Source organism: Blautia sp. CAG:257 (genome assembly GCF_000433815.1).
GTDB classification, from domain to species: domain Bacteria; phylum Bacillota; class Clostridia; order Lachnospirales; family Lachnospiraceae; genus Blautia_A; species Blautia_A caecimuris.
Genome location: NZ_HF999099.1, coordinates 1 through 26795, shown reverse-complemented (window position 1 = coordinate 26795; position 26795 = coordinate 1). Strand labels below are relative to the sequence as shown.

Annotated in this window: 22 protein-coding genes and 1 pseudogene; 22 read left to right on the top strand and 1 reads right to left on the bottom strand. The window is 42.5% G+C overall.

Annotated features, from left to right (window positions below):
- The first annotated feature begins 221 nt into the window (after positions 1-221).
- Together addB and addA are read left to right on the top strand one after the other, a co-directional pair.
- Positions 222-3548 carry a helicase-exonuclease AddAB subunit AddB gene (gene addB, locus QVP40_RS11635; RefSeq protein WP_022068576.1) on the top strand — a complete coding sequence of 1109 codons (3327 nt, stop codon included), beginning with the start codon at positions 222-224 and terminating at the stop codon, positions 3546-3548.
- Between the two features lies 1 nt (position 3549).
- The gene (gene addA / locus QVP40_RS11630; protein ID WP_022068575.1) at positions 3550-7272 is read left to right on the top strand and encodes a helicase-exonuclease AddAB subunit AddA; all 3723 of its coding nucleotides are present in this window, start codon (positions 3550-3552) and stop codon (positions 7270-7272) included.
- An 83-nt stretch (positions 7273-7355) separates the two neighbouring features.
- Here addA and QVP40_RS11625 read toward each other — a convergent pair whose 3' ends face one another.
- Entirely contained in the window at positions 7356-8765 is a 1410-nt protein-coding gene (locus QVP40_RS11625) for an RsmF rRNA methyltransferase first C-terminal domain-containing protein (RefSeq protein ID WP_022068574.1), read from the bottom strand.
- A gap of 604 nt (positions 8766-9369) precedes the next feature.
- Between QVP40_RS11625 and chvE the strand changes: the two genes are divergently transcribed.
- From chvE to QVP40_RS11525, 20 genes and pseudogenes are all read left to right on the top strand, one after another.
- The gene (chvE, locus tag QVP40_RS11620) at positions 9370-10410 is read left to right on the top strand and encodes a multiple monosaccharide ABC transporter substrate-binding protein (RefSeq protein WP_412253252.1); all 1041 of its coding nucleotides are present in this window, start codon (positions 9370-9372) and stop codon (positions 10408-10410) included.
- Between the two features lie 89 nt (positions 10411-10499).
- On the top strand, positions 10500-12053 hold the full coding sequence (locus tag QVP40_RS11615) for a sugar ABC transporter ATP-binding protein (protein ID WP_022068572.1): 1554 nt from the start codon (positions 10500-10502) through the stop codon (positions 12051-12053).
- A complete protein-coding gene (mmsB, locus tag QVP40_RS11610) occupies positions 12053-13231 on the top strand; it encodes a multiple monosaccharide ABC transporter permease (RefSeq protein ID WP_022068571.1) in 1179 nt (392 codons plus the stop codon). Before QVP40_RS11615 ends, mmsB begins: the two co-directional genes overlap by 1 nt.
- A 13-nt stretch (positions 13232-13244) precedes the next feature.
- Positions 13245-14336: a GntR family transcriptional regulator gene (locus QVP40_RS11605; RefSeq protein WP_022068570.1), complete on the top strand. Its 1092-nt coding sequence runs from the start codon at positions 13245-13247 to the stop codon at positions 14334-14336.
- A 23-nt stretch (positions 14337-14359) separates the two neighbouring features.
- On the top strand, positions 14360-15856 hold the full coding sequence (araA, locus tag QVP40_RS11600) for an L-arabinose isomerase (RefSeq protein ID WP_022068569.1): 1497 nt from the start codon (positions 14360-14362) through the stop codon (positions 15854-15856).
- Between the two features lie 332 nt (positions 15857-16188).
- Positions 16189-16512 carry a PadR family transcriptional regulator gene (locus tag QVP40_RS11595; protein WP_022068568.1) on the top strand — a complete coding sequence of 108 codons (324 nt, stop codon included), beginning with the start codon at positions 16189-16191 and terminating at the stop codon, positions 16510-16512.
- Entirely contained in the window at positions 16509-17210 is a 702-nt protein-coding gene (locus QVP40_RS11590; RefSeq protein WP_022068567.1) for a DUF1700 domain-containing protein, read from the top strand. Before QVP40_RS11595 ends, QVP40_RS11590 begins: the two co-directional genes overlap by 4 nt.
- The gene (locus tag QVP40_RS11585; RefSeq protein ID WP_022068566.1) at positions 17207-18106 is read left to right on the top strand and encodes a GIN domain-containing protein; all 900 of its coding nucleotides are present in this window, start codon (positions 17207-17209) and stop codon (positions 18104-18106) included. Before QVP40_RS11590 ends, QVP40_RS11585 begins: the two co-directional genes overlap by 4 nt.
- An 81-nt stretch (positions 18107-18187) precedes the next feature.
- Positions 18188-18373 carry a PspC domain-containing protein gene (locus QVP40_RS11580; RefSeq protein WP_022068565.1) on the top strand — a complete coding sequence of 62 codons (186 nt, stop codon included), beginning with the start codon at positions 18188-18190 and terminating at the stop codon, positions 18371-18373.
- A 204-nt stretch (positions 18374-18577) separates the two neighbouring features.
- A complete protein-coding gene (locus QVP40_RS11575) occupies positions 18578-19138 on the top strand; it encodes a Uma2 family endonuclease (protein WP_022068564.1) in 561 nt (186 codons plus the stop codon).
- Positions 19139-19193: 55 nt separating this feature from the next.
- Positions 19194-19385, top strand: coding sequence for a small, acid-soluble spore protein, alpha/beta type (locus tag QVP40_RS11570; protein WP_022068563.1), 192 nt, complete (start codon positions 19194-19196; stop codon positions 19383-19385).
- A gap of 198 nt (positions 19386-19583) precedes the next feature.
- On the top strand, positions 19584-20030 hold the full coding sequence (locus QVP40_RS11565) for a GNAT family N-acetyltransferase (protein WP_022068562.1): 447 nt from the start codon (positions 19584-19586) through the stop codon (positions 20028-20030).
- Between the two features lie 123 nt (positions 20031-20153).
- Positions 20154-20897: a nitroreductase family protein gene (locus QVP40_RS11560; protein WP_022068561.1), complete on the top strand. Its 744-nt coding sequence runs from the start codon at positions 20154-20156 to the stop codon at positions 20895-20897.
- 15 nt (positions 20898-20912) lie between these two features.
- Positions 20913-21671: pseudogene (locus QVP40_RS13925) on the top strand (methyltransferase domain-containing protein); the annotation flags it as partial.
- A gap of 224 nt (positions 21672-21895) precedes the next feature.
- Positions 21896-22750, top strand: coding sequence for a YitT family protein (locus tag QVP40_RS11550; RefSeq protein WP_022068559.1), 855 nt, complete (start codon positions 21896-21898; stop codon positions 22748-22750).
- A 32-nt stretch (positions 22751-22782) separates the two neighbouring features.
- Positions 22783-23580: a class I SAM-dependent methyltransferase gene (locus QVP40_RS11545; protein ID WP_022068558.1), complete on the top strand. Its 798-nt coding sequence runs from the start codon at positions 22783-22785 to the stop codon at positions 23578-23580.
- A gap of 78 nt (positions 23581-23658) precedes the next feature.
- Positions 23659-24120 (top strand): HIT family protein, encoded by a 462-nt coding sequence (locus QVP40_RS11540; RefSeq protein WP_022068557.1) that lies wholly within the window; start codon positions 23659-23661, stop codon positions 24118-24120.
- A 169-nt stretch (positions 24121-24289) separates the two neighbouring features.
- The gene (locus QVP40_RS11535; protein ID WP_022068556.1) at positions 24290-25654 is read left to right on the top strand and encodes an AAA family ATPase; all 1365 of its coding nucleotides are present in this window, start codon (positions 24290-24292) and stop codon (positions 25652-25654) included.
- The gene (locus QVP40_RS11530) at positions 25654-26175 is read left to right on the top strand and encodes a hypothetical protein (RefSeq protein WP_022068555.1); all 522 of its coding nucleotides are present in this window, start codon (positions 25654-25656) and stop codon (positions 26173-26175) included. The genes QVP40_RS11535 and QVP40_RS11530 overlap by 1 nt, the downstream gene beginning before the upstream one ends.
- A gap of 164 nt (positions 26176-26339) precedes the next feature.
- Positions 26340-26780: a cytidine deaminase gene (locus QVP40_RS11525; RefSeq protein WP_022068554.1), complete on the top strand. Its 441-nt coding sequence runs from the start codon at positions 26340-26342 to the stop codon at positions 26778-26780.
- Positions 26781-26795 lie beyond the last annotated feature (15 nt).

Genomic DNA, 26795 nt, shown 5'->3' with positions numbered 1-26795 from the left:
ACTTAACCAGTACTGAACAGAGGTACTGGTTTTTTTGTATTTAAAAATATTTAAGCATATGGATATGATATTTTAGCATGATTGCAATTACCGAACATATGTGCTACAATACAAAAACAGGATATAAGAGATACTGTGAAAGTATATTTTCGCATTTATTTTAACAGTTGTATAACATCAATGGGAATATGTGCAGTTAAAGTTTTCGTATGGAGGAAATTATGCCGCTTCAGTTTATTATTGGAAATTCCGGTTCCGGAAAGTCATATACAGTTTTTCAAAGCGTGATTCAGGAAGCCAGAGAGCATCCGGAACAGCTTTTTTATGTGATCGTGCCGGAACAGTTTACCATGCAGACGCAAAAAACACTGGTAGAAATGCATCCGGATGGAGGAATCCTGAATATTGACGTACTCAGCTTTGAACGCCTTGCCTTTCGTGTTTTTGAGGAGGTAGGCGGAGATACCAGAAAGATTCTGGAAGAGACAGGGAAAAATATGGTTCTTCAGAAGCTGGTCCAGAAGCATCAGAAAGATCTGGTTTATCTGAAAAATCAGATGAAAAAGCCCGGATATCTGGACGAGGTAAAATCTCTGATTTCTGAATTTATGCAGTATGAGGTAGGAGAGCAGGAACTGGAAAGAATGAAGGAGGACGCTTCTGACAGAGCTCTTCTTCAGATGAAGCTTCAGGATGTGACAGTTCTTTATCAGGCATTTCGGGATTATCTGAGAGAACATTACATGACACCGGAAGAAGTGCTGGAGGTTCTGGCAAAAGAGATTGTTTTTTCTGAGAAGCTTCGAGGCAGCGTGCTTGTTCTGGATGGCTTTACTGGTTTTACTCCTGTGCAGATGAAGGTGGTAAAAGAGCTTCTGGCTGTGTGCAGTAAAGTTTTGGTGACTGTGACTATGGATGTACAGGAACCTTTTATGGGAAAAGAAAAATCCCACCAGCTTTTTTACATGAGCCACAAAATGATACGGGGACTTTGTGAGCTTACAAAAGAAACAGAAGAGCCTGTGTGGATAAAAGCCGGTGAAAAGTCACGGTTTGCCCATTCTCCTGCTCTTTCTTTTATGGAAAAAAATCTGTTCCGGTATCGCAGACAGGTTTATAAACAGGAACAAAAGGAAATCAGTATTTTTTCTGCGGGAACTCCGCTGAAGGAAATGGAAGAAACTGCAAGAAGGATTCTTCGCCTTGTACGAAAAGAGGGGTACAGGTTTGGAGAAATTGCTGTGATCACAGGCAATCTGGAGGAATATGGAAATCTGGCCAGACAGGCCTTTGATAATAGTGGAATTCCCTGTTTTATTGATGAGAAGCACTCCATTCTTATGAATCCTTTTGTAGAGTATGTAAGGGCAGCTCTGGAAATGGCAGCGCAGGGATTTTCCTATGAAAGTGTGTTCCGGTATCTGCGATGCGGAATGTCGGATATCACACGACAGGAAACAGACTGGCTGGAAAACTATGTGGTAGCCCTTGGAATCCGGGGATTCAAAAAATGGAAGGAAAAGTGGGTGCGGATTTATCGGGGAATGAAAGAGGAATCTATTTTGGAGCTGAATGAGATCCGTGAGCGTTTTGTCCGGGAAACAGAAGAGCTTGCCCGGGGATTTTCCGGAAAAAAGAAAACAGTAAAAGAATATTGCGGATTTCTTTATGAGTTTATTGTAAGAAGCCGTATCCAGGAAAAACTTTATGAGCAGGAAGAGGTATTTTGCCGGAAGGGTGATCGGGCAATGGAAAAGGAATATGCTCAGATTTACGGGATCGTCATGGAGCTTCTTGATAAAATGACGGAAATTCTGGGGGAGGAAACAGTATCCCCGGAGGAATTCCGGCAGATTCTGGAAACGGGAATGAGCCAGGCAAAAGTAGCTTTGATTCCTCCGGGACTGGATCAGGTTCTTGTGGGAGATATGGAGAGAACCCGTCTGAAGGATGCTCGCGCCTTATTTTTTGTAGGCGTGAATGAAGGAAATATTCCAAAGAACACAGAGTCCGGAGGAATCCTCACAGAGCTGGACAGGGAATTTTTTGCGGACCAGGGAGTGGAACTGGCTCCCGGACCAAAGGAACTGATGAATATCCAGAGATTTTATTTATATCTGAATCTTACCAAGCCGTCAGAACACCTTTGCCTCTCCTTTGCAAATTCAAACATGAAGGGCGAGGCAGTAAGCCCGGCCTATCTGATCCATACAGTCAGACGGCTTTATCCGCAGCTGCACCCGGAGCGGGCAGAGGAGCCGGAAAGCTTTCTGGAGCTTCTGGAAACACCTTCTACAGGCATGGATTATTTTCTGGAAATCCTTGGAAGCCATACGGATAAATATGAGGAACCGTTGTTTCAGGAACTGTACAGCTGGTATCTGAGAAGTCCGGAATATCAGGAGCTTACAAAAAAGCTGACAGATGCGGCATTTATGAGAAAGCCTGCAGACAGAATCAGCGCCAGTGTTGCCAGGGCTCTTTACGGGGAGGTATCGCCGAACAGCGCCACCAGACTGGAGCGCTTTGCAGCCTGTGCCTTTGCCCATTTTTTAAGGTATGGTCTTGAGATCACGGAGCGGGCAGAATATGAGTTTCGCGCAATGGATATGGGCAATGTAATTCATCAGGCACTGGAGAAATTTGCCGCAGAGCTCCAGCGAAAGGGACTGAGGTGGAGCGAGCTTGATGAGGAGGAAAGAAACAGCATTGTGGAAGAATGTCTGAACCAGGTAGCGGCAGATTATGGAAACACAATATTAAAAAGCAGCGCCAGAAACCAGTATATGATAGAGAGAACCTCCCGTATTCTGAAGCGTACTGTATGGGCGCTTCAGGAGCAGCTTCGCCAGGGAGAATTTCTGCCCGAAGGTTTTGAGGTTTCCATAGGAGGGGGAAGGATTGACCGTCTTGATGTGCTGAAAGAGGACAAAAAGGTCTATGTAAAAATCATAGATTATAAGTCGGGGAACACTTCCTTTGACCTGGTCAGCCTGTATCATGGTCTTCAGCTTCAGCTTGTGGTATATATGGACGCTGCTCTGGATGCAGAACAGAGAAAGCACCCGGACTGTGACATACAGCCGGCAGGAATTTTTTATTACAATGTGAAAGATCCCATGATCCAGGAAAATATTCAGGCTGATATGGACAGCATCCAGCCGGGGCTTCTGAAAGAACTGAAAATGAACGGACTTGTGGCTGCAAATTCTGAGGTGATCCAGAAAATGGACAGAAGTCTGGTTTCTCTGCCGGTAACCTATAATAAGGACGGTTCCTTCCGAAAAGGTTCCTCTGTTGCCACAAGGGAGCAGTTCCGTCTTCTGAATGAATATGTAAAAAGAAAAATTTCAGATATCCGTGGAGAGATTCTTTCCGGAGATACGGAGATATCGCCCTATGAGCTGGGAAAAAGAACGGCCTGTACCTACTGCTCCTATCAGGGCGTCTGCGGATTTGACCGGAAAATCCCAGGCTATGAGTACAGACGGCTGAAACAGTTTTCGGATCAGGAAATATGGAATCATCTGGAAGAGGAGGAACGCTGATATGGCAGTGACATGGACGGAAGAACAGCAGAAAGTAATTTCCCTGAGAAACAGAAATATTCTGGTTTCCGCAGCCGCAGGCTCTGGTAAAACAGCAGTGCTTGTACAGCGTATTCTCAGTAAGATTCTGGATAAAGAGCATCCGGTGGATATTGACAGGCTTCTGATCATGACTTTTACAAGGGCGGCGGCCGGGGAAATGAAGGAGCGTATTTCTGCGGCTCTGGAACAGGCGCTTTTTGAGGAACCGGACAACGAGCATCTTCAGAGGCAGATGACTCTGATACACACAGCCCAGATCACTACTATTGACAGCTTCTGCTCCTATATTATCAAAAATTATTTTCATATGATCGGACTGGATCCCGGATATCGCACAGCAGATGAGGGCGAGCTGAAGCTTTTAAGAGAAGAGGTCATTGAGGAGCTTCTGGAAGAAGCCTATGAGCAGAGAGATGAAGCGTTTCTGGAACTGGTGGAATGTTATTCTCCCGGAAAAACAGATGAGGGACTGAAGGAGCTGATACAAAAGGTTTATGAAGCCTCTGTCAGCCATCCGTTTCCGGAAAAATGGCTTCAGCAGTGTTTGGAAGTTTACAGGGTGGACAGCAAAGAGGAACTGCGAAAGACCCGGTGGATCAGTCTTTTGTGGGAAGAAACAGGAGAACGTCTGGAAGAAGCAGAACGGCTTGCAGACCAGGCAAGGGCAGTCTGTGAATCGCCGGAGGGTCCCTGGCAGTATGAGGCGGCTCTGGACAGTGATCTTCTGTTGATTGGACAGATAAAGCAGGCTGCAGAACAAAAGGACTATGACAAAACTGCAGAGCTTTTGAAAAAGCCCTCTTTTGCGCGGCTTTCTGCAAAAAAGATTCCTGAACAGGATGAGGATAAAAAAACTCAGGCAAAAACCTTCAGAGAGGAAGAAAAAGATATTATCAAAGAGCTTTCTGCCAGATATTTCTGCTGGAGTGAGGATGAATTACTGGAGCTTCTTTACTGCTGCAGGAGCCCGGTGGAGAACCTTGTAAAGCTTACCTGTGGGTTTCAGGAAAAATTTTCTCAGAAAAAGCGGGAAAAAAATATTCTGGACTTTACAGACATGGAGCATTTTGCACTTAACATTCTCATGGATGAGGAGGGAAATCCAAGCCAGGCAGCCAGGGAGCTTTCGGAAAAATATGAGGAGGTCATGGTTGATGAATATCAGGACAGCAATCTTGTCCAGGAGATGATCACCTCCATGGTTTCCGGATGGTCTCAGGACAGAAAAAATATTTTTATGGTAGGAGATGTGAAGCAGAGTATTTACCGTTTCCGACTGGCAAGACCTGAGCTTTTTATGGAAAAGTATAAGACCTATTCCACAGAAGACAGCCGGGAACAGAAAATTGAGCTTCACAAAAATTTCCGCAGCCGCGCTCAGGTACTGGAAAGTGTGAATTATATTTTCCGCAGGATCATGGGAGAAGATCTGGGAGGCATTACCTATGATGACAACAACGCTCTTTATCCCGGAGCGGATTTCCCTGAGGGTGGAGAGTTTCTGAAAACGGAAGTGCTTCTGGTGGAAAAAGACAGTGAAGAGCTTCAGGATGAAGATTCCGGGCAGACGCCGCAGGAGCTGGAAGCCCTTGCCATTGCCGCAGAAATAAACAGAATTACAAGAAGGGAGCAGATTCTTGACAAAGAAATCGGAACATACAGACCTTTGGAGTATGGAGATATTGTGATCCTGCTCCGCTCAGCCTACGGATGGGCAGATACCTTCCGGGAAGTGCTGGAATCAAATGGGATTCCCGCGTATACCGCATCCAGAACCGGGTATTTTTCTGCGCAGGAGGTAGTAACTCTTTTGAACTATCTGAGAGTCTGTGACAATCCTCTGCAGGATATTCCTCTTACAGGTGTGCTGCATTCTCCGCTGGTGGGATGTACAGCTCAGGATCTGTCTCTGATCCGTCTGGAAAGTCCGGAGGGGCTTTTGTATGAAAGTCTCTGTGCTTTTATTGAAAAAGAAGCCGGGGAAGAAGGGGAAACTGAAAACAGAGAAGAGCAGGAAAAAAGGAGGCTCAGGGACAGGCTGAAAAAATTTTACAGTCAGCTTCAGGAAGTTCGCCATATGGCAGCCTATACTCCGGTTCACCAGCTGATTCTGTATATTCTGAAAGTGACAGGCTACGAAACGTATGTAAGAGCTCTTCCCGGCGGAAATCAGAGAGGAGCCAACCTTCGGATGCTGGTGGAAAAAGCAATGGATTATGAAAAAACCAGCTACAGGGGACTGTTTAATTTTGTCAGATATATTGAGAGCCTTCAGAAATATGAGGTGGATTTTGGCGAAGTGAATGTGATAGACGCCGGCAGCAGAGCAGTACAGATCATGACGGTTCATAAAAGCAAGGGACTGGAATTTCCTGTGGTGTTTGCTGCGGGAATGGGAAAACAGTTTAATTTCCAGGATATAAACGCCCGGCTTCTGATCCATCCGGAGCTGGGATTTGGAGCTGATGCCATACTTCCGGAAAAAAGGCTGATCGCGCCTACTCTTCACAAACAGATTATCCGCAGAGAACTGAAAAGAGAAAGTCTGGGCGAAGAACTGAGAGTTCTCTATGTTGCCCTTACCCGCGCAAAAGAAAAGCTTTATATTACAGGCACCATAGCAAAGCTGGAAGAAACTCTGGCGCGGATTTCCTATGGAAAAAACAGAGAGGAAACGCTGCTGCCCGGAGGAATCCGTTGTGGGGCAAGGGATTTCTGGGATGTGATACTTCCCGCTCTTGCAGGCCACAGTGCAATGAGAACGCTTTATCTGGATTATGGGATTCCGGCAGGAAGTATACAGGAGTGCAGAGATGAAAATGCAGAGTTCAAAATAAGAAAGGTTACGGCGGCAGACCTTATTCAGGGCCAGATTGTGGATATGACAGATTTTCAGATCCGTGAGCAGGTAATAAAAAACTGGGATTGTGAAAAAGTGTATGATCAGGAAATACGGCAGGCGCTTGAAGAACGGTTCGAGTTTCAGTATCCCTGTGATTATCTGGCAGAGATGCCTGTAAAAGTAAGTGTATCTGAGCTGAAAAAAAGAAGCTGGCAGGATGAAGAGCAGGAAGAGACTGTATTTTTCCAGAAAGAATTTGTGCCGCTGGTTCCGCGGTTTGCAGCAGAAGATCAGACTGTCCGGGGAGCGGCTAAGGGAACTGCCTATCATCAGGTTATGGAATGTCTGGATTATACAGGAGACAATTCCTTTGAAGGAATTAAAAAACAGATCAGCCATCTGGAAGAAATGGGAAAAATGAGTAAGGAAGAAGCAGGATGTATTTATATTAAAGATATTCTGAGCTTCGTGCGCTCAGATCTGGGGCACAGAATGAAAAAAGCAGCTCAGGAACAAAAGCTTTTCCGTGAGCAGCCTTTTGTGATATCTGTGCAGGCCTCAGAATTGAATGATTCCTGGACAGGAGGTGAAAAAATTCTTGTTCAGGGTATCATTGATGCATATTTTGAAGAAGATGGCGAACTGATCCTTGTGGATTATAAGACAGACCGGATTCTTCCGGGCGAAGAAAAGCTGCTGGAAGAACGTTACCGTACACAGCTTGATGATTATGCTCAGGCGCTGGAAAGACTTTTGAAGAAAAAAGTAAAAGAAAAGATTATTTATTCCTTTAGCCTGCAAAAGGAAATCCCGGTAAAAGATCTTTCTTCCATTTCCTGACAAAAGAATAAAATCAAGTGATCCGCTATGAATATGACAGAAAATCCTCAGACAGAGTAAGCTCTGCCCGGGGATTTTTTTGATCAGACTCTCCAGCCTGCGGGATATTTATTTTTCAAAGTACCGTTTACCAGTTTGCCGAAGCCGAGAGGATAGCCCTCTGCGCAGAGAAGATGCCAGCCTTTTTTGCCACAGGCTTCTCCTTCTTCAATGAGAAGCGTTTCTCCTTTCAGATACCGGGTCAGACGGGAATCATTCAGAGGAAGAGAGATCACAGCCTTTACATCATTTTTATGAAGAGCCAGAGCAAAAGGCTGGGACGGCTCAAAGCGGTTCTTTTTCAGATCACCCAGATACAGGCCGTTGCGGAGAAAGGTAAGTCCTCGGAAACTGGTGTTTACAGGAGGGAGATAATAGACCTTGTCTCCTCTTGTCTCCACCCGGTTCCAGTCAAAGGCTTTTCCCCCCAATGTCCGTAATCCGATCTCATCAAGGAAAAGTTCCAGCCATTTTCTGGTATTGGCATCCGGGCGAGCAGAAGAAGGCTGCTGAACCATATCCGGCTGTCCCTGTTTTTTCATAAGAGCCAGGAAATGTCCTTCGCCGTTCATTTTGTGTGGGAAAATACGTACACATTTTCTGAGATTTTCATTTCCGTTTCCCCATTCCGGTACACCCGGAGAAAATCCCTCATATGCAGGAAGCTCCAGAAGCTCCATGTCATCTCTTTGTTCCAGAAGATAAGAAACAGTTCCCTCATCCTCTTCCGGCGCAAAGGTACAGGTGGAATACAGCAGAAGTCCTCCGGGACGGAGCATGTCTGCAGACTGAAGAATCAGTTCCCTTTGTATTCCGGACAATTCATGAGATTTTTCAGGAGTCCAGTCTTTTGCCAGAGCTTCTTCCTTTCGGAACATTCCCTCTCCGGAGCAGGGAGCATCCAGAAGGATTTTGTGGAAAAATTCCGGGAACTGTTCTGCAAGGCGGGCCGGCGTTTCATTTGTGACAAAACTGTTGGAAATGCCGAAAAGCTCCAGATTGCGAAGCAGCGCCCTGGCTCTTGAAGAACTGATATCATTGGCAATCAGAAGCCCCTGACCATTCAGAGCTGCGCCAAGAGCCGTGGCTTTTCCTCCGGGAGCAGCGCAGAGATCAAGAACAGATTCGCCTGGATTTACCGGAAGACAGGCGGCCGGAGTCATGGCGCTGGGCTCCTGAAGATAATAAAGCCCTGCCTGGTACAAAGGACATCTGGAAGGACGGATATCCTCAGAATAAAAGTATCCGTTCTCTGTCCATGGAATCCGCGTTACCGGAAACGGAACAAGATTTTCAAATTCTTCACAGGTGATTTTTGATGTATTGACACGAAGCCCGTAGGTACGGGGCTTTTTATAGCTTTCTAAAAATTCTTCATATTCGTCTCCAAGCATTTCCCTCATCCGGGCAAGAAAAGCCTGGGGAAGAACCTCAATTCTGGATAAATCTTCCATAAATAACCTCCTGGTGTGGATTACGTCATTTTGTATGTGAATCATGCCACAGTTCATCAGGCTTACAGCAGTGGACTGTGAACAGTTACTTAATCATATCATATATGGTGATTTTTGACATCTGTATTCCTGATTATAATTTTTGATCTTTTAAAAATCAAGTACGGATCAGGGATATCCTGGCAATGCTCAGGAGTTCAGTTACTGTGTACTTTGTTTCCGGTACTTTGGCCAAAATGCATTCCAAACTACTTTTGGTGATGGTATTTGCCAGCCTGTTTTTTTCTGCCAGTTGAATGGAAAAGATGTATAAGTGAGTGACTGGCAAAAGTACCAAATGTACATACAAGTTTATATGCAAAATATACATAAATCACAGATGTATCTAAAAAATACTTGACAAATATACGGGAGGAGGTATACAATATGCTCACAGTTAAACGTAACAAGTGATGCGCAGATGTACAAAACATACAAAAAACAACAATGCTATTGTACAGGATGTGACACAAAAACCGTACAAGTTACAGACGACTTGTACAGAAATGGACAGGGAGGAAAAGAAATGAACAGAAAGTTAGTCAGTACAGCACTTGCAGCAGCAATGGTATGTTCCATGGGAGCAGCTTCCGCTACCACAGTATCAGCAGAAGAGCAGAAAACAGTTGGTATCCTGATGCCGACTCAGTCATCAGAGAGATGGATCAATGATGGCGCGAACATGAAGAAACAGCTTGAAGAAAAAGGCTACAAGGTAGAGCTTCAGTACGCAGAAGACGATACGGCAATGCAGGTATCTCAGCTTGAGAACTATGTGGGCAAGGGCGTTGACTGTCTTGTTATTGCGGCAATTGACTCCGGTGTGCTTGTAAATGCAGAGGCACAGGCAAAAGAAGCAGGTATTCCTATTATTGCTTATGACCGTCTCCTTATGGATACTGATGCGGTTTCTTATTATGCAACCTTTGACAATAAAGGTGTTGGTACTGTTATTGGTAATTATATTAAGGATACCAAGGATCTGGACGCAGCCCGTGAAGCAGGAGAGTCCTATACAATCGAGTTCTTTATGGGATCACCGGATGACAACAATGCACTTTTCCTGTACAACGGTATTATGGAAGTTCTTCAGGAGTATCTGGATGATGGAACACTTGTATGTAAATCAGGCAGAACATCTTTTGAAGATACATGTATCCTCAGATGGTCTCAGGAAACAGCTCAGGCAAACTGTGAGAACATTCTGACAGCAAATTATGCAGATGAAGATCTTGATATTGCATGCTCCGCATTTGACGGATTTGCATATGGAATCAAAGCCGCTCTTCTGGGTGCAGGATACACAGAAGAAAACTGGCCGCTGATCACAGGACAGGATGCAGAAGTTATGGCTACCAAAAACATCATCGACGGAACACAGACAATGTCTATTTACAAAGATACCCGTCTCCTTGCTGAAAAAGCAGTTACTATGGTAGATGCTGTTCTGAAGGGCGAAGAGCCGGAAATCAACGATACTGAGCAGTATGATAACGGAAAAATGGTAGTTCCGACCTATATGTGCACACCGGTTGCAGTAGATCAGTCCAACTATAAAGAAGTTCTGATCGATGGCGGATACTATACAGAAGATCAGTTAAAATAATGAGTTAAGCTGAATGTGAAACTGAGAGAGGCGGCGGAAGAATCTGCCGTCTCTTTTCATAAAAAGCAGAAAAGGAGAGAGGGAAAGACATGTCTGAAGTTATTTTGGAAATGAAACACATAACAAAAGCATTTTCCGGTGTAAAAGCTCTGGACGATGTAAACCTTCAGGTCAAGAAGGGAGAAATTCATGCGTTATGTGGTGAGAACGGAGCCGGCAAATCGACCCTGATGAATGTTCTTTCCGGCGTATATCCTTATGGTTCATACGAGGGAGACATTATTTACAAAGGCGAGACCTGTAAGTTCCACAAGATCAAGGACAGTGAGAATAAGGGAATTGTTATTATTCATCAGGAACTTGCGTTAAGCCCATACTTATCTATAGCGGAAAATGTTTTTATGGGAAACGAACGTGTTTCCATGAAAGGCGTGATCGACTGGACAAAGACCAGAGGAGAGGCAAAGGAGGCCCTGGCTCATGTGGGCCTGGAAAATGAAAACCTCAATGCCCCGGTGAATACTCTGGGCGTAGGAAAGCAGCAGCTGATCGAGATTGCCAAGGCAATGGCAAAAAATGTTGATCTTCTGATATTGGACGAGCCTACAGCAGCTCTTAATGATGAAGAATCCGCACAGCTTCTGGAAATTATGCTGGAGCTGAAGAAAAAAGGCGTTACCTGTATTATTATTTCCCATAAGCTGAATGAGATCAGCTACGTTGCAGATGCCATTACGATCATTCGAGACGGAAAGACTATTGAAACCCTGAAAAAGGGTGTGGACGAGTGGACAGAGGACAGGATCATTAAGGGAATGGTCGGACGTGAGATGAATAACCGCTATCCGGTTCGTGATAATTGTCCTGTCGGTGATGTGGTCCTTGAGGTGAAAAACTGGAATGCCTATCATCCGGAAATCCCGGAGATGCAGATCCTCAAAAATATCAATATCAAAGTCCGGGCAGGCGAGGTAGTGGGACTTGCAGGACTGATGGGAGCAGGGCGAACAGAATTTGCCATGAGTTTATTCGGTCATTCCTATGGTCAGAAAATTTCCGGAGAAGTATATATGCACGGAAAAAAGGTCAGTACAAAAACAGTGAAGGATGCCATCAATAATAAGATCGCGTATACTTCAGAGGACCGGAAAACTTACGGACTGGTACTGATCGACGATATCAAAACAAACATGACTATGGCCGCATTACGCAATTACTATTCCAACGGAGCCATTGTCAATGAACGGAAGGAAAATCTGGAAGCAGAGGAATACAAGAAAAAAATCAATGTAAAAGCAACTTCTATTCATCAGACAGTGGGTTCTCTGTCAGGAGGAAATCAGCAGAAGGTTGTTCTGGCAAAATGGATGATGACGCAGCCGGATGTTCTGATCCTGGACGAGCCGACCCGAGGCATTGATGTGGGCGCAAAATATGAAATTTACTGCGCTATCAATGATATGGCCCGCGCCGGTAAGGCTGTGATCGTAATTTCTTCTGAAATGCAGGAAATTATAGGAACCTGTGACCGGGCGTACATTATTAATGAAGGCCGTATAGCAGGAGAACTCAGTCACGCTGAACTTAGTCAGGAAAGTATCATGAAGTGCATTATGGACAGTAATGCGAAAGGAGAAGAGTAATGGGAACAGATACTAAGAAAAAATATATAAATCTGGATTTGAAATCCCTTGGAATGATTGTAGCACTTGTTGTAATTTTTGCTATTTTTTACGTACTTACAGGCGGAGCAAACGCCACCCCTACCAATATTAACAACCTGATCATGCAGAATGGTTACATTATCATCCTTGCAACCGGTATGCTTTTGTGCGTACTGACCGGATATATCGATCTGGGTGTTGGCTCAGTAGTAGCTCTTGGCGCTGCATGTGCTGCAAAGCTTGTTGTAGAGCAGCAGTGGCCGGTAGCTCTTGCATGGCTGGTAGCTATTGCCATCGGACTTGGAGTTGGTGTTTTTTCCGGATTCTTTATTGCATATCTGGACATCCCTCCGTTTGTAGTAACTCTGGCTACAATGCTTATGGGCCGTGGTCTTACATATACACTTTTAAAATCTCTTACTGTAGGTCCTCTTCCTCAGGATTATGCGTTTATCGGAACAGGATTCCTTCCAACGATCAAGATCGACTTTGCAGGAGGAACGCTGGACCTGGTATGTGTGGGTGTGGCCGCTGTTGTTACCGTGTGTCTTATTCTTACTGAGCTGAACACGATTAAAACAAATAACAAATATGGATTTGCCAATATTGTTCCATGGCAGATGGCAGTAAAAGATGTTGTGATCCTTCTGATCGTATGGTTCTTCTTTATAAAACTGGGACAGTATAACGGTATTCCGATTCAGCTGATCGTTCTTGGTGTTGTAGTTGCAGTATATCATTTTATTACAAGCAGAACCGTTGCAGGCCGTCAGATTTATGCAATGGGAGGAAACGCAAAGGCAGCAAGACTTTCCGGTATCAACACAAGACATGTATTTTTCTGGGTATATGTAAATATGGGCGTTCTTGCAGCTCTTGCAGGTATCGTATTATCCGCACGTCAGGGCGGCGCAAACCCGAAAATGGGTGATGGTATTGAAATGGATGCGATTGCTTCCTGTTATATCGGCGGCGCTGCTGCATCCGGCGGAGTTGGTACGATCATCGGCGCTGTTGTCGGTGCTCTGGTAATGGGTGTTTTGAACAACGGTATGTCCATGTGCGGTATGTCAACAGACCTTCAGAAGGTTGTAAAAGGTGCGGTACTTCTGGGAGCGGTTGTACTTGACGTAACAACAAAGAAGAAAAAGAATTAATCTGGTATAAAATATGGGTATTGCTAAGTACCGTCAGGTGACGGAATGGATTCAAAACAGAATAGCAACCGGAGAGCTGAACCGGGGAGATCAGATCGAATCAGAAAATGATATCAGCCGTACGTTTGGTATTAGCCGTCAGACGGTACGCCATGCACTTGGCCTTCTGGAGCAGCAGGGAATACTGACACGTATTCAGGGAAGCGGAACCTTTGTGCGGGATGAACAGGCAGAGCAGGAAGAAAAGAAGATGCTGTCTCATACAGTGGATATTCTGACCACCTATGTGGATGGATATATTTTTCCCAGAATCCTGCAGCCGATGGTAGAACGACTGGAAAAGGAAGGCTACAGTGCGCGCATTATGTTTACGGGCAACCGCATTGAAACAGAGCGGAGACTTCTGGAACGAATGCTGGATGAGGGAAGCCGTGATCCGCTGATCGCAGAACCGGTTATGAGCGGTCTTCCCAATCCGAACCTGAAGCTTTATCGAAGACTTTTGGCAAGAGGAATTCCAATTCTGTTTTTCAACAGTTTCTATGAAAATCTGGATATTCCTCATATCAGTATGAATGATGTACAGGCAGGCAGAGCTGCAACAGAGTATCTGATTGAAAAAGGTCACACCAGGATCGGAGGAATTTTTAAAACAGACGACGGTCAGGGAAGAAGACGCTATCTCGGCTATCTGAAAGCGCTGGGCCATGCAGGGATTGAAGTGGAGGAAAGCAGAGTGACGTGGATCGATACACTGGAAATGAAAGATTTTTCCAGGATCATGGAAAAACTGAAATACCGGCTTTCCGGATGTACGGCCTGCGTCTGCTACAATGATGAAGTAGCGCATGAACTGACAAGATGCCTTTTGAAAACAGGAAAAAAAATCCCGGAGGATATTTCCATAATCGGTATTGATAATTCCGAACTGGCAAAACTGAATCCGGTTCCCCTGACAAGTATAGGTCATCCCATGGAAGAACTGGGAAGCCGTGCGGCAGAGGCTATTCTTCGGCTGATAAAAGAGCCGGGATGTGATGTAACATATGAGTTTCCTGTTTCTCTGAAAGAGCGGCGGTCTGTTTGCCGATGTGCGGAACAGTAATCAAATATAAGGAGAACATGACCATGAAAACACAAAAAAATTATAAATTCTGGTTTGCCACAGGCTCTCAGGATCTTTATGGGGATGAATGTCTGAAAAAGGTGGCAGAGCATTCCAGAATTATTGTAGAAAAATTAAATGAATCAGGCATTCTTCCCTATGAAGTAGTATGGAAACCTACCATGATCACAAACGAAGTGATCCGCCGTACTTTTAATGAGGCAAACGCAGATGAAGAGTGTGCGGGCGTGATCACCTGGATGCATACCTTTTCTCCGGCAAAGTCCTGGATATTGGGACTTCAGGAATACAGAAAGCCTCTTCTTCATTTACATACACAGTTTAATGAAGAAATTCCGTATGATACCATTGACATGGACTTTATGAACGAAAATCAGTCCGCTCATGGCGACCGCGAGTTTGGTCATATTGTTACCAGAATGGGGATCGAGCGGAAAATTATAGTAGGACACTGGAATGACAGCAGAGTACAGAAACGTATTGCTTCATGGATGCGGACGGCAGTAGGCATTATGGAAAGCAGCCATATCCGTGTTATGAGAATCGCAGATAACATGAGAAATGTTGCGGTAACAGAAGGCGATAAGGTTGAAGCTCAGATTAAATTCGGATGGGAGATCGACGCCTATCCGGTTAATGAAATTGCCGAGGCGGTAAAAGCTGTCTCCAAGGCAGATACGGATGTTCTGGTAGAAGAATACTATGACAAGTACCGTATCATCACAGAAGGAAGAGACGAAAAGGAATTCCGGAAACATGTGGCGGTACAGGCTCAGATTGAGCTTGGATTTGAGCGATTCCTGGAAGAAAAGAACTATCAGGCTATTGTTACGCACTTTGGAGATCTGGGATGCCTGCAGCAGCTTCCCGGCCTTGCAATTCAGCGTCTGATGGAAAAAGGCTATGGATTTGGTGCAGAGGGAGACTGGAAAACCGCTGCCATGGTCCGTCTGATGAAGATCATGACTCAGAACGTTCCTGATGCGAAAGGAACCTCCTTTATGGAAGACTATACGTATAACCTTGTTCCGGGAAAAGAAGGAATTTTACAGTCACATATGCTGGAAGTCTGCCCTACCATTGCAGAGGGACCTGTCAGCATCCGCGTGAAACCTCTTTCCATGGGAGACCGTGAGGATCCGGCGCGGCTGGTGTTTGAAGCAAAGGAAGGCCCGGCTATTGCAACCTCTCTTGTGGATCTGGGAAATCGCTTCCGACTTATTATTAATGAAGTGGATTGCAAACATACGGAAAAATCCATGCCTGAACTTCCGGTGGCATCTGCATTCTGGACTCCAAGACCGGATCTTACCACAGGCGCGGAAGCGTGGATTCTGGCAGGCGGCGCTCATCATACGGCATTTTCTTATGATCTTACTGTCGAACAGATGGGAGACTGGGCAAATGCAATGGGAATTGAAGCTGTATATATTGATAACGATACAACGATCCGCAGCTTTAAAAATGAACTGAAATGGAATTCTGTTTATTACAGATAAAAATCAATAATAAAAATCAATAATAAAAATCTGAGGAAAGCTCCTGGTGTGCAGATCACACCGGGAGCTTTTTCTGGTTCTATATGTCGGAGTAACGGTCGTCAGCAAAGAGAGTGTTTGGTTACAGGGCTGTTTCCGAAATATAGTTGAATGAAGTTTCAGATTATGATAATTGTTAGATGAGAAAAGCGGAATAAAAGTTCTGTGTTTTATCCGGAAATTTTTAGTAGATACTATTGACAAAACTATATTATATGATATATAGTATTATTAACAAAACAATATTGATGGTTGATATAATATTATACAGAAATCAAAAAAGGAGTGAGCCCATGGTATTTAATACAGGCGCAGCCCTTCTGGATGCCATTGTTCTGGCTATTGTATCAAAGGAACAGGACGGAACCTATGGGTATAAGATTACTCAGGACGTACGCAGTGTTCTGGATGTTTCGGAATCCACACTTTATCCGGTGCTGAGACGGCTGCAAAAGGATGAATGTCTGGAAACCTATGATATGGCATATGAAGGAAGAAACCGCAGATACTATAAACTGACGGAAAAAGGATCTGCACAGCTGAATTTATATAAAGTGGAATGGAAAAACTATTCTTCAAAAATATCCAGACTGTTTGAGGGGGGAATTGATTTATGAACAGAAAAGAATTTATGAACCAGCTGGAAAAGCTCCTCTCTGATATTTCAGAGGATGAGAGAAGAGAAGCTCTTGATTATTATGAAAGTTATTTTGATGAGGCCGGAGAAGCAGAGGAAGCATCTGTAATCCAGAAGCTTGGAAGTCCCGGGAAGGTGGCTGCTATTATTAAGGCAGATCTGAAAGAGAACAGCAGCTCCGCCGGAACATACACAGAAAAAGGATACTATGATGAAAGAACAGAAGAGCCGGGACAGGTTCCGGGAGAGCGGACAGCCGGCAGAAAAGACAGAGGTTACCGCCCCAGGGAGAAACGGGGCAGCGGGATGATGATTCTGGTACTGATTCTTCTGGTGTTCCTTTCACCGTTTCTGTCAGGAGCCATAGGAGGTGTGGTCGGATTTATTGTAACCATCATTCTTTTACCCTTTATCCTGGCATTTGGAATTGGCGCCGGAGTAATCGGACTGCTGGTTGGCGGAATCGTTACAGTGTTTGCCGGAATCGGACTTTGCTTCAGCGCAGCGCCGGTTGGAATTTTTACTGTCGGACTCGGAAGCATTGTTACAGCCATAGGGCTTGTGGGACTGGTTTTTATTGTCTGGGTGCTCAGCAGACTTTTACCCAGACTGTTGAATAAGTTTACAGATTTTTGCAGCGGATTGATCCACAGAGAAAAAGGAGGTAATCAGGTATGAGAAAATTTTCAAAAATTGTTTTAGGCGCGGCAGCAGTTCTTGGAGTTGCAGGATTAGGACTTACCGCAGGCGGAGTTGCCATGGGAGCAACCATGGACGATATGAGATATGAGGGCAGTTCTGTTCAGAAGGTTGTGAATCGTATGGTAAGAGTTGCGGAAAGCCTGAATGACCATGACGACTGGGATGATGATGACTGGGACGACCATGATGATTGGGATGATGACGACTGGGAAATTGAAAAGATAGATCCCGTAGGAAAAGACGGAACATACGAGCTTGAAAATATTTCTTCCATGGACATTGAACTTAATTATGATGAGCTGATCCTGCAGGAATATGACGGTAAAAATGTAAAAGTCAGTATTTCAGGAGACGACACAGATCATGTAAAGGTCAGCACAGAAGGCACAGAGCTGAAAATTGAAAGCAAAGGAAAAACAAAGCCGGAAGAAAGACAGGTAGTTGTTCTCTATCCGGCAGGAATGGAATTCGCAGAGGTGAACATTGACGTGGAGGAAGGAACAGCAACTCTGGACGATGATCTGAACACACGGGAATTCAGTGTATCGGTAGGTGCAGGAACCCTGGAAAACTATGGAGCGATTACAGCCAGAGAAGCAGATGTTGAGGTTGGAGTAGGAACATTGTCTCTTACAGATCTTGATGCGGAATACATTGAGGCAGAATGTGGAATCGGAACTATGGAGCTTGAAGCAGCAGGCAAAAAAACAGATTATAATTACCGCCTTTCCTGTGGCGCAGGAACACTCAGTCTGGAAGACGAGGAATTTGCCGGTCTGGGCGGAAGCAAAATAGTAGATAATGATGGCGCTGCCCGCAAAATGCAGCTGGAGTGCGGTATGGGAACCCTGGAAGTAAGCTTTACTGAATGATTTCCGGGACAGAGCCTGTAAAACGACAATCAGTTTTCAGTGGGTCCGGTATGCAGGAACCCACAGAAAGGAAGTAAAAATATGAGCAACAAACGTCTTTATAAATCTTCAGTAAACTGTATGCTCTGCGGAGTCTGCGGCGGCATTGCAGAATATTTTGACATTGATCCCACCCTGGTGCGTCTTGCATGGGTAATCCTTACCTGTTTCGGCGGCGCGGGAATCTGGGCATATATCATAGCTGCAATTATTATTCCGAGAGGATAAATAATAGAGAAAAATCCTGTCAGTCTGAACCAACCCTGTAAATCCAATTTGGGGAACGGAGCAGTCTGGCAGGATTTTTTATATGAAAGAACGTGTAATTGTTATTGTGAAGAATGTAAATCATAAGGAAATATTGCTTGTACGAAGAAAGATAAATTGATATGATAATAAAAAAGCTGATTAAGTGTGAAAGGGGAGAAAAATATGGCAGAATTAAAAGAAGACTACAGAAAAGAAGAAAGAATAAACGGGATAGTTTATGATATGTCTCCCTCTGCAGACTATCGCCATGGAATTGTAAACAGCAATATTCATGCAATACTGAAGCAGCATCTGAAAAACAGTTTATGTCTTTCTTTTATGGAAAATCTGGATTACAGATACCAGCCTGAAAAAAATAATGATTACGTAATCCCGGATGTTATGCTTATCTGTGACAGAAAACACCTGAAAGGAGGAGCCTACACAGGAGTACCCCGTTTTATTGCGGAAACCCTAAGTCCGGCTACAGCCCTGAAAGACAAAACAGTGAAAAAAGAAATTTATCAGGCAGCAGGAGTTTCGGAATACTGGATCGTATCCCCAAAAGAAAGGGCAGTAGAGATTTATTATCTGGAACAGGACAATTATATTCTGAAATACAGTTATATTTTGCAGGATGATCCAGAAGATATATATTATAATGCAGACACTGTGATCTATCTGAGAGAGTTTCCTAATATCACCATGAAACTGGAAGAGATATTTGAGAATATTGAAGTATAACCTTTCCTGAAAGTGTCAATACTCCTGATGAATACAGATAAGGAGTGTGAGAACATTGAATAAAGATAAGGAAGTGGAAAGCTATCTGAAGGGAGAACTTCCTGAAGAGGAAAAGCTGAAATATGAGATCGCCGGAGAACTGGGACTTCTGGACCAGGTGCTGGAAAATGGATGGAAAAGCCTTTCGGCAAAGGAAACCGGGCGGATTGGCGGACTGATGACCCGCAGAAAAAAACAAGAAAAATAAGAAAGCAGAAAGCAGCTGTTCACAGGTAATTACCGGAAACGCGGTGAACAGAAGCAGTAAAGAGGATTCCTGGGAAGAGGGAGTCCTTTTTTTCATTGTAAGTAAGTCTGTTCTGTGATATTCTGAAAACAGAAAAATGTAAAAATATAAGACGATAAACAGAAGAATTTTCGGACAGGAGAAGATAAAGAAAGCAGTATGGAAATCAAAGAAGTGGAGAGAAATAAAAAGCAGTATCTTTCTCTTTTGTTGCTGGCGGATGAGCAGGAAAATATGGTGGATCGTTATCTGGAACATGGAACGATGTATGTGCTGGATGATAAGGGGATAAAGGCGGAATGTGTGGTTACAGATGAGGGGAATGGAATTCTTGAGATCAAAAATATAGCCACTGATCCGGACAGTCAGAGAAGGGGATATGGCAAAGCTCTGATTGATTTTATTAGCAGCAAATATCAGGGGAAATATTCTGTTTTGCAGGCAGGAACAGGAGACAGTCCTTTAACGGTTCCGTTTTATGAAAAGTGCGGATTTTCACGTTCTCATGTGGTGGAAAATTTTTTTACTGATAATTATGACCATCCAATTTATGAAGCGGGTATTCAGTTAAAGGACATGGTATATTTGAGAAAGAAGCTGGTGTAACGAATATTAAGCTTCTGCCATATTGGCGTAGAACCATTGCTCCAAATGCAGGTTGATATAATGGTTATTGTTATTTAGTACTTGGTGTATCAGAATGATTTTTGCAGCAGAAAAGGGGAAAAAATGAACGAAATTATTGAAAGCTTGTACAAACGAAAATCCATGAGGGTTTATGAGGAAAGAACGATTCCTGAGGAAATGAAGAGAATAATTCTGGAGGCTGCTGCACAGGCTCCCAGTGCAGGATGTCAGCAGCTTTATACAATTCTGGATATTACGGATAAAGAGTTAAAGGTAGCATTATCAGAGACCTGTGATAATCAGCCGTTTATTGCAAAAGCGCCAATGGTTCTGGTATTTTGTGCGGACTGTAAAAAATGGTATGACACATATCTGGAAGCCGGGTGTACACCCCGAAAACCTGGAGCCGGGGATCTTATGCTGGCAGTAACAGATGCGGCGATTGCAGCGCAAAATGCAGTTGTGGCGGCGGAAAGCTTTGGTATTGGTTCCTGCTATATAGGTGATATTATGGAAAACTGTGAGGAACAGCGCAGACTTCTGAAGCTTCCGGAATATGTTTTTCCGGCTGTGATGCTGGTGTTTGGATGGCCAACAGAGCAGCAGAAACACAGACCAAAACCAGTACGGTTTGAACAGAAGCACATTGTACATGAAAATACATACCGCAGTATGGACGGAGAAGAACTTCGAAATATGTTTGAAGGCCGCTGCGGACAGAAAAGCTTTGAGGACTGGACTGCAGCTTTTTGCGGCCGTAAATATAATTCTGATTTTTCAAAAGAAATGACCCGGTCAGTGGAAGAATATCTGAAACAGTTTCTTAGGAAGGATTGTGATGTATAGAAAGGAAAAAATCAGATGGATGAACTGAAATTGAGAGAAATATGGAAAAAGGAAGAGGAAGCTGCCCATATTCATGGATGGGATTTTTCTCATATTAATGGGCGATATGAGGAAGAGAATGATCTGCCATGGGATTATGAAAAAATTATAAAATCATATCTGAAGGATTCTTTTAATCTTTTAGATTATGATACAGGGGGAGGCGAATTTTTACTGTCATTGGGACATCCCTGTAATAATACGTCAGCAACAGAGGGATATAAAACTAATGTACAGATATGTCAGGAAAGACTTCTTCCTTTGGGGATTCAGTTTAAGGAGTGCAGTGATCCTGCTAATATCCCTTTTGAGGATCAAAGCTTTGACATCATTATTAACCGACATGGGGATTTTAATGTACAGGAAACATATCGTCTTTTAAAGAACAAAGGAATGTTTATTACAGAACAGGTTGGAGGAGACAATGACAGAGATTTAGTAGAAATGGTTCTTCCTGGAACTCAGCCACCTTTTCCACATATGAATTTGAAAGAGCAGAAAAAAATATTTGAGGAGGCTGGGTTCCGTACTATATGTGCAAAAGAAGCGTATAGACCAATTTTATTTTATGATGTTGGTGCTTTTGTGTGGTTTGCGCGCATTATTCAGTGGGAATTTCCTGGTTTTTCAGTAGAATGCTGCTTTGAAAAATTAGTTGAAATGCAGAAAATATTGGAAAAGAATGGAGAAATTCAGGGAACAATCCACCGCTATCTGATTGTGGCAGAAAAACAGTTAAGTGACAGCAGAAGCCAACAGGAAAGAGAAAAATACTTTCCAAATAATATGAAATATTCAGATGGCACATATGCAGATGCGTACTGGATGATGAAGTGTTTATAAAATGTTATTTATCATCTAATAAAAAAGAAAAGGTTTTGGGGATAAACCGATTATCGCACAGTATGATCTCAGAAAATCAATAAGAGACAAAACCTGACAGAAAGCGAGAATTTATCATGAAACAGAAAATAAATTATACGGAGCTGCTGAAAGAAATTGTTATTCTCACAGGAGCTATGGCAGTAATCTCAGCAGCAGTTTACTTTTTTCTGGTGCCAAGCAAAACATCAGTAAGCAGCATCTCCGGACTGGGAATTATACTGTCCAACTTTGTACCGCTGCCTCTTTCCACAATTACCATGATTATGAATGTGATGCTTCTGATTATTGGTTTTCTGACCTGTGGAAAAGAATTTGGAGTAAAAACCATATATACAAGCATTATGCTTCCTGTTTTTCTGGGAGTATATGAAAAAGCTTTTCCGGCTTATCAGTCCATGACCGGAAGCCAGGAGCTGGATGTAGTCTGCTACATTCTGGCTGCGAGCGCAGGCTGCAGTATTCTTTTTAACCGGAATGCATCCTCCGGGGGACTGGATATTGTGGCAAAGATTATGAATAAATATCTGCATATGGAGCTTGGAAAGGCCATATCGCTTTCCGGGATGTGCATAGCTCTTTCTGCAGCGCTTGTGTATGATAAAAAGTCTGTTGTTCTCAGCGTTCTTGGTACCTATTTTAACGGACTTCTTCTGGATCACTTTATTTTTGGACAGAATATCAAGCGGAGAGTGTGCATTATTACAAAACATGAAAAGGAACTCAGAGATTTTATTCTTCATAATCTGCACAGCGGGGCAACGATTTACGAGGCTGTGGGCGCTTATAATATGGAAAAACGAAATGAAATTATCACAATTGTGGATAAAGGTGAGTACCAGAAGCTTATGGATTATATGAATCATAAAGATCCGGAGGCGTTTATTACTGTGTATACGGTGTCGGATCTCAGATATCGACCGAAGGTGTAAAACAGATGTTGTGAGAGGAACAGGGAGAGATTATGAAAAATTATGTGGTAGAAAGTTATGAGAAGTACAGAGAGGAGGACAGACTTACAACGAATAATGCAAGAAAAATAGAGTTTTTAAATACAGTCAGGATTTTGGAGGAACATATAAAGGAAAACAGTAAAATACTTGACTGTGCTGCCGGAACAGGGATATATGCATTTCATTTTGCAGAAAATAACCATAGTGTAACTGCTACAGATATTACGCCAAGGCACGTTGCAGTTATGAATGAAAAACTGATTAATAAAAAGTATGATATGAAAACAGCAGTTCTCGACGCAGTCGATTTGTCTGCTTTTGATGATGAGTCTTTTGATGTTGTATTAAATATGGGACCGTTATATCATCTGGTAGAAAAAGAAAAAAGAGAGCAGTGCATGAACGAATGTGTCAGAGTGCTAAAAAGAAAAGGTATTCTTGCAACGGCATATATTCCGAGGTTTTTTATTTTCCAATATATTGCCATGAGTGATCCAAAATATCTGGATCTTCAACTGGCAAAGCAGCTGACAGAAACAGGTGTTTTGAAACATTCTGATGAAAAATGCTTTTGGACAGACACATATTATTCATCTAAGGAAGAGATGGAAATATTATACAGTCAAAAGAATTTAAAAATTGTAGATCATTTTGCCCAGGATGGTCTTGCTCCCCTTCTGGATGAAAAGGTAGATCAGTGGAATGAAGAAGAATTTCAGATCTGGTGTCAGTATCATTATAGCGTATGTCGTGAGGAATCCATACTTGGAGCAAGTAACCACGTGATTATTATAGGTGAGAAACAATAATATATGAAAATAAGATTCATATGAAGAATCTTCTGGGAAGGCTTAAGCTATTTTTAATTGGGAAGAAAGGAGAACCCCATGTGTCTGATTTGTGACAGAATAAAAATGATAAAAGAAGACAGGAACCCGTACTTTGTAAAAGAACTGAAAACAGGATATGTTGTAATCGGTGATCATCAACATTTTAAAGGGTATACGTTATTTTTATGCAAGGAGCATAGAACAGAGCTATTTCAACTGGAAGACAAAGTAAAGATGCAGTTTTTAGAAGAAATGTCTCTGGTTGCGGAGGCGGTTTCTAGTGCTTTTGGAGCGGAAAAAATGAATTATGAGCTGTTGGGAAATGGTGATACACACCTTCACTGGCATTTGTTTCCGCGAATAGCCGGAGATCTGGAGCAGTATGGAAGCAACGGAAAAGGACCAGTATGGTGGTATCCTATGGAAAAAATGTACAGTGAGGAAAATCGTCCTTCAGAGCAGGAATTAGAGGAAATGAAACAAAAACTGAGGGAAGAGCTGGATAAGAAAGAAATATGAACATTCATACTGTTTATTTCTCAGGTCCAGGCGATTAGGTTATTAAATATCGTGGTATAATATAATACATAGTTTAATAAGGTGGTTGTATAAAGAAAAATAAATACAAAATGTATTTGTTTTTCTTTTTTGTTGTGATATATTAGAATCACAGAGGAGGTACAGGGAAATGAAGGACATATATTTGCTTAATTATTCTGTTAAGGGAATAAAGACGTTGGACCAGTTGATTACGTTATCTTTTTATAAAAAAACAATTTCTAAAAATCCTGATACACAGGATTATAATGTCAAAGGAATTTATGGCATGAATGGTTCGGGTAAATCTGCGATTATTACCTCCGTAGATATTTTGAGGAATCTTCTGATTAATCCAGGATATTTGAACAATCCTATTGTGCAGGGAAATTTAGGGGAAATAATCAATAAGAAAACAGAAGAACTGTTTATAGGAGCAGAGTATCTGGTAAATTTAAAGGATCTGTTTATGATTTTTCGATATGAGATCAAGCTGTTAAAGGATAAAAACGGGAAATATGTAATAGATCATGAATGTTTGACCTCAAAAAAAGCACTTTCTAAAAATAATTTTATGGAAACAGTTTTTGAAGTGAAAGATGGGGAATTTGTTTCAATTGGGGAAAATGAAAACGACATGTTTGCCCGGATGCTGCGGCAAAAGACAACCAACCTGTTGATAAACGCATCTATGTGTGCTTTGTTTTATGATAAAATTGTTATTTCAGAAAAGGAAATACATAGAAACGATTTATTTAAAAGTTTACTTGCATTATTGATATTTGGAAAAAAAATACATGTATATTTAGATCAGTCAGATGATCACAGAGATTATCTGATGCAAAGATCATGTGGATATTCAGAAGAATTGGAAAGCAGTAACGTAGGTAAAGATTCTCTGTTCAGCCATTTTCTGGAGATGGATGGAGAATGCCTTAATGTTATTGCAGTGACCAAAAACGTTGTATTGAAATCCATGTACGGAGATTTTCAAAGATCAGTAGATAGCTTGTATGAGTTTCTTCGCATTTTTAAATCAGATTTACAGGGCATTGAAATAGATAAAAAGGAATACCATGACGCATTCATATGTAGTTTGATTATGGTATATGATTCGTACAGAATACATGCGGAATTTGAAAGTACGGGCATCAAAAAGCTTATTAAACTATTTGCATATATCAAGGAAATGGTGCAAGGCGGGATTGTTTTTATTGACGAATTTGATTCGAATCTTCACGATGTATACTTATGCGCATTGCTGGAATATCTGATGCAGTATGGAGCAGGACAGCTTTGTTTTACCACCCATAATGTAGGTCCTATGGACATTTTAAAGCAGCATAAAAAATCTATTGATTTTTTGTCTGTGGATCATAAAGTTTATTCCTGGACAACAAATGGTAATTATTCACCTTCCAGGCTTTACAGAAATGGCATGATTGAGGGATCGCCATTTAATGTAGATTCCATTGATTTTATAGGTGCTTTTGGATATAGTGAGGAGGATGAATAATGGGACTCCAACTGATTTTTGCTGTTGAGGCAGATAAAAAAAGTAAATCAGACTGGATTTATATGAAAGATACTATAGATTATTTCTACTGCTATGATCAGGCTCAGTTTAAATTTAGCCCGGTGTATATGAATGGAAGAGGGAAATACAAAAATAAAGAAAAAGAAATTTTAAAACTGATTTCTCAGTATGCCTCCACATCTAAGAAAAATAAGTCTAAAGTTATTTACTGTTTTGACTGTGATGATTATGATATGAAACAGGAGGATGCAGATTTTTTGTCAGAGGCAAGGCGGTATTGCAGAGAGAAGGACTATGAGTTTGTCTGGTTTTGTAAAGATGTGGAATGTGCGTACTTAGGCAAAAAGGTTGACGCAGGGCAAAAAAGTAAAGAGGCCGGAAAGTTTAAGGCAAAGAAATTAATTCGAAATGTTAATCCGGATAAGTTATCTGTGAATACATATCGAATGAATACCAGTAATGTTATGAGAATCCTTGACAGATATCTGACACGAAGATAGCTTCCAATTTTTTACATACAGAGTATTGTGCACATTCGGATCAATATTTTGTGGAAAAACAGTAAAAGATTGGAGCCAGAAGCAGGAATTAGAGGAAATGAAGCAAAAACTAAGAGAAGAACTGGATAAGAAACTGAGCTGAACTTACAATGGAGGTACGGTTTATGAACACAGACAGGTTATCACAGCAGCAGGCTGTCAAACTGATCGGAGAAGCATTTGCATCACAGAAACGGGCGTATGCTCCCTATTCGCATTTTCAGGTAGGGGCGGCGCTTTTGTGCAGAGACGGAAGTATTTACGGAGGCTGCAACATTGAAAATGCTTCCTATGGAGCCTGCAACTGCGCGGAGCGGACAGCTCTGTTCCGGGCAGTTTATGAAGAGAAAAAGGAGTTCTGCGCCATAGCCATTGTGGGAAAATCGCAGGAAAAAGAGGAATTTGATTACTGCGCGCCCTGCGGTATCTGCCGTCAGGTAATGGCTGAATTTTGTAATCCGGATACATTTCAGGTAATTGTAGCAAAAAGTACAGAGGATTATAAAATCTATCTTCTGAAGGAACTGCTTCCTCTGAGCTTTAACGGAAGCAGCCTGAGTAGATAATGCAGCTTTTACCGG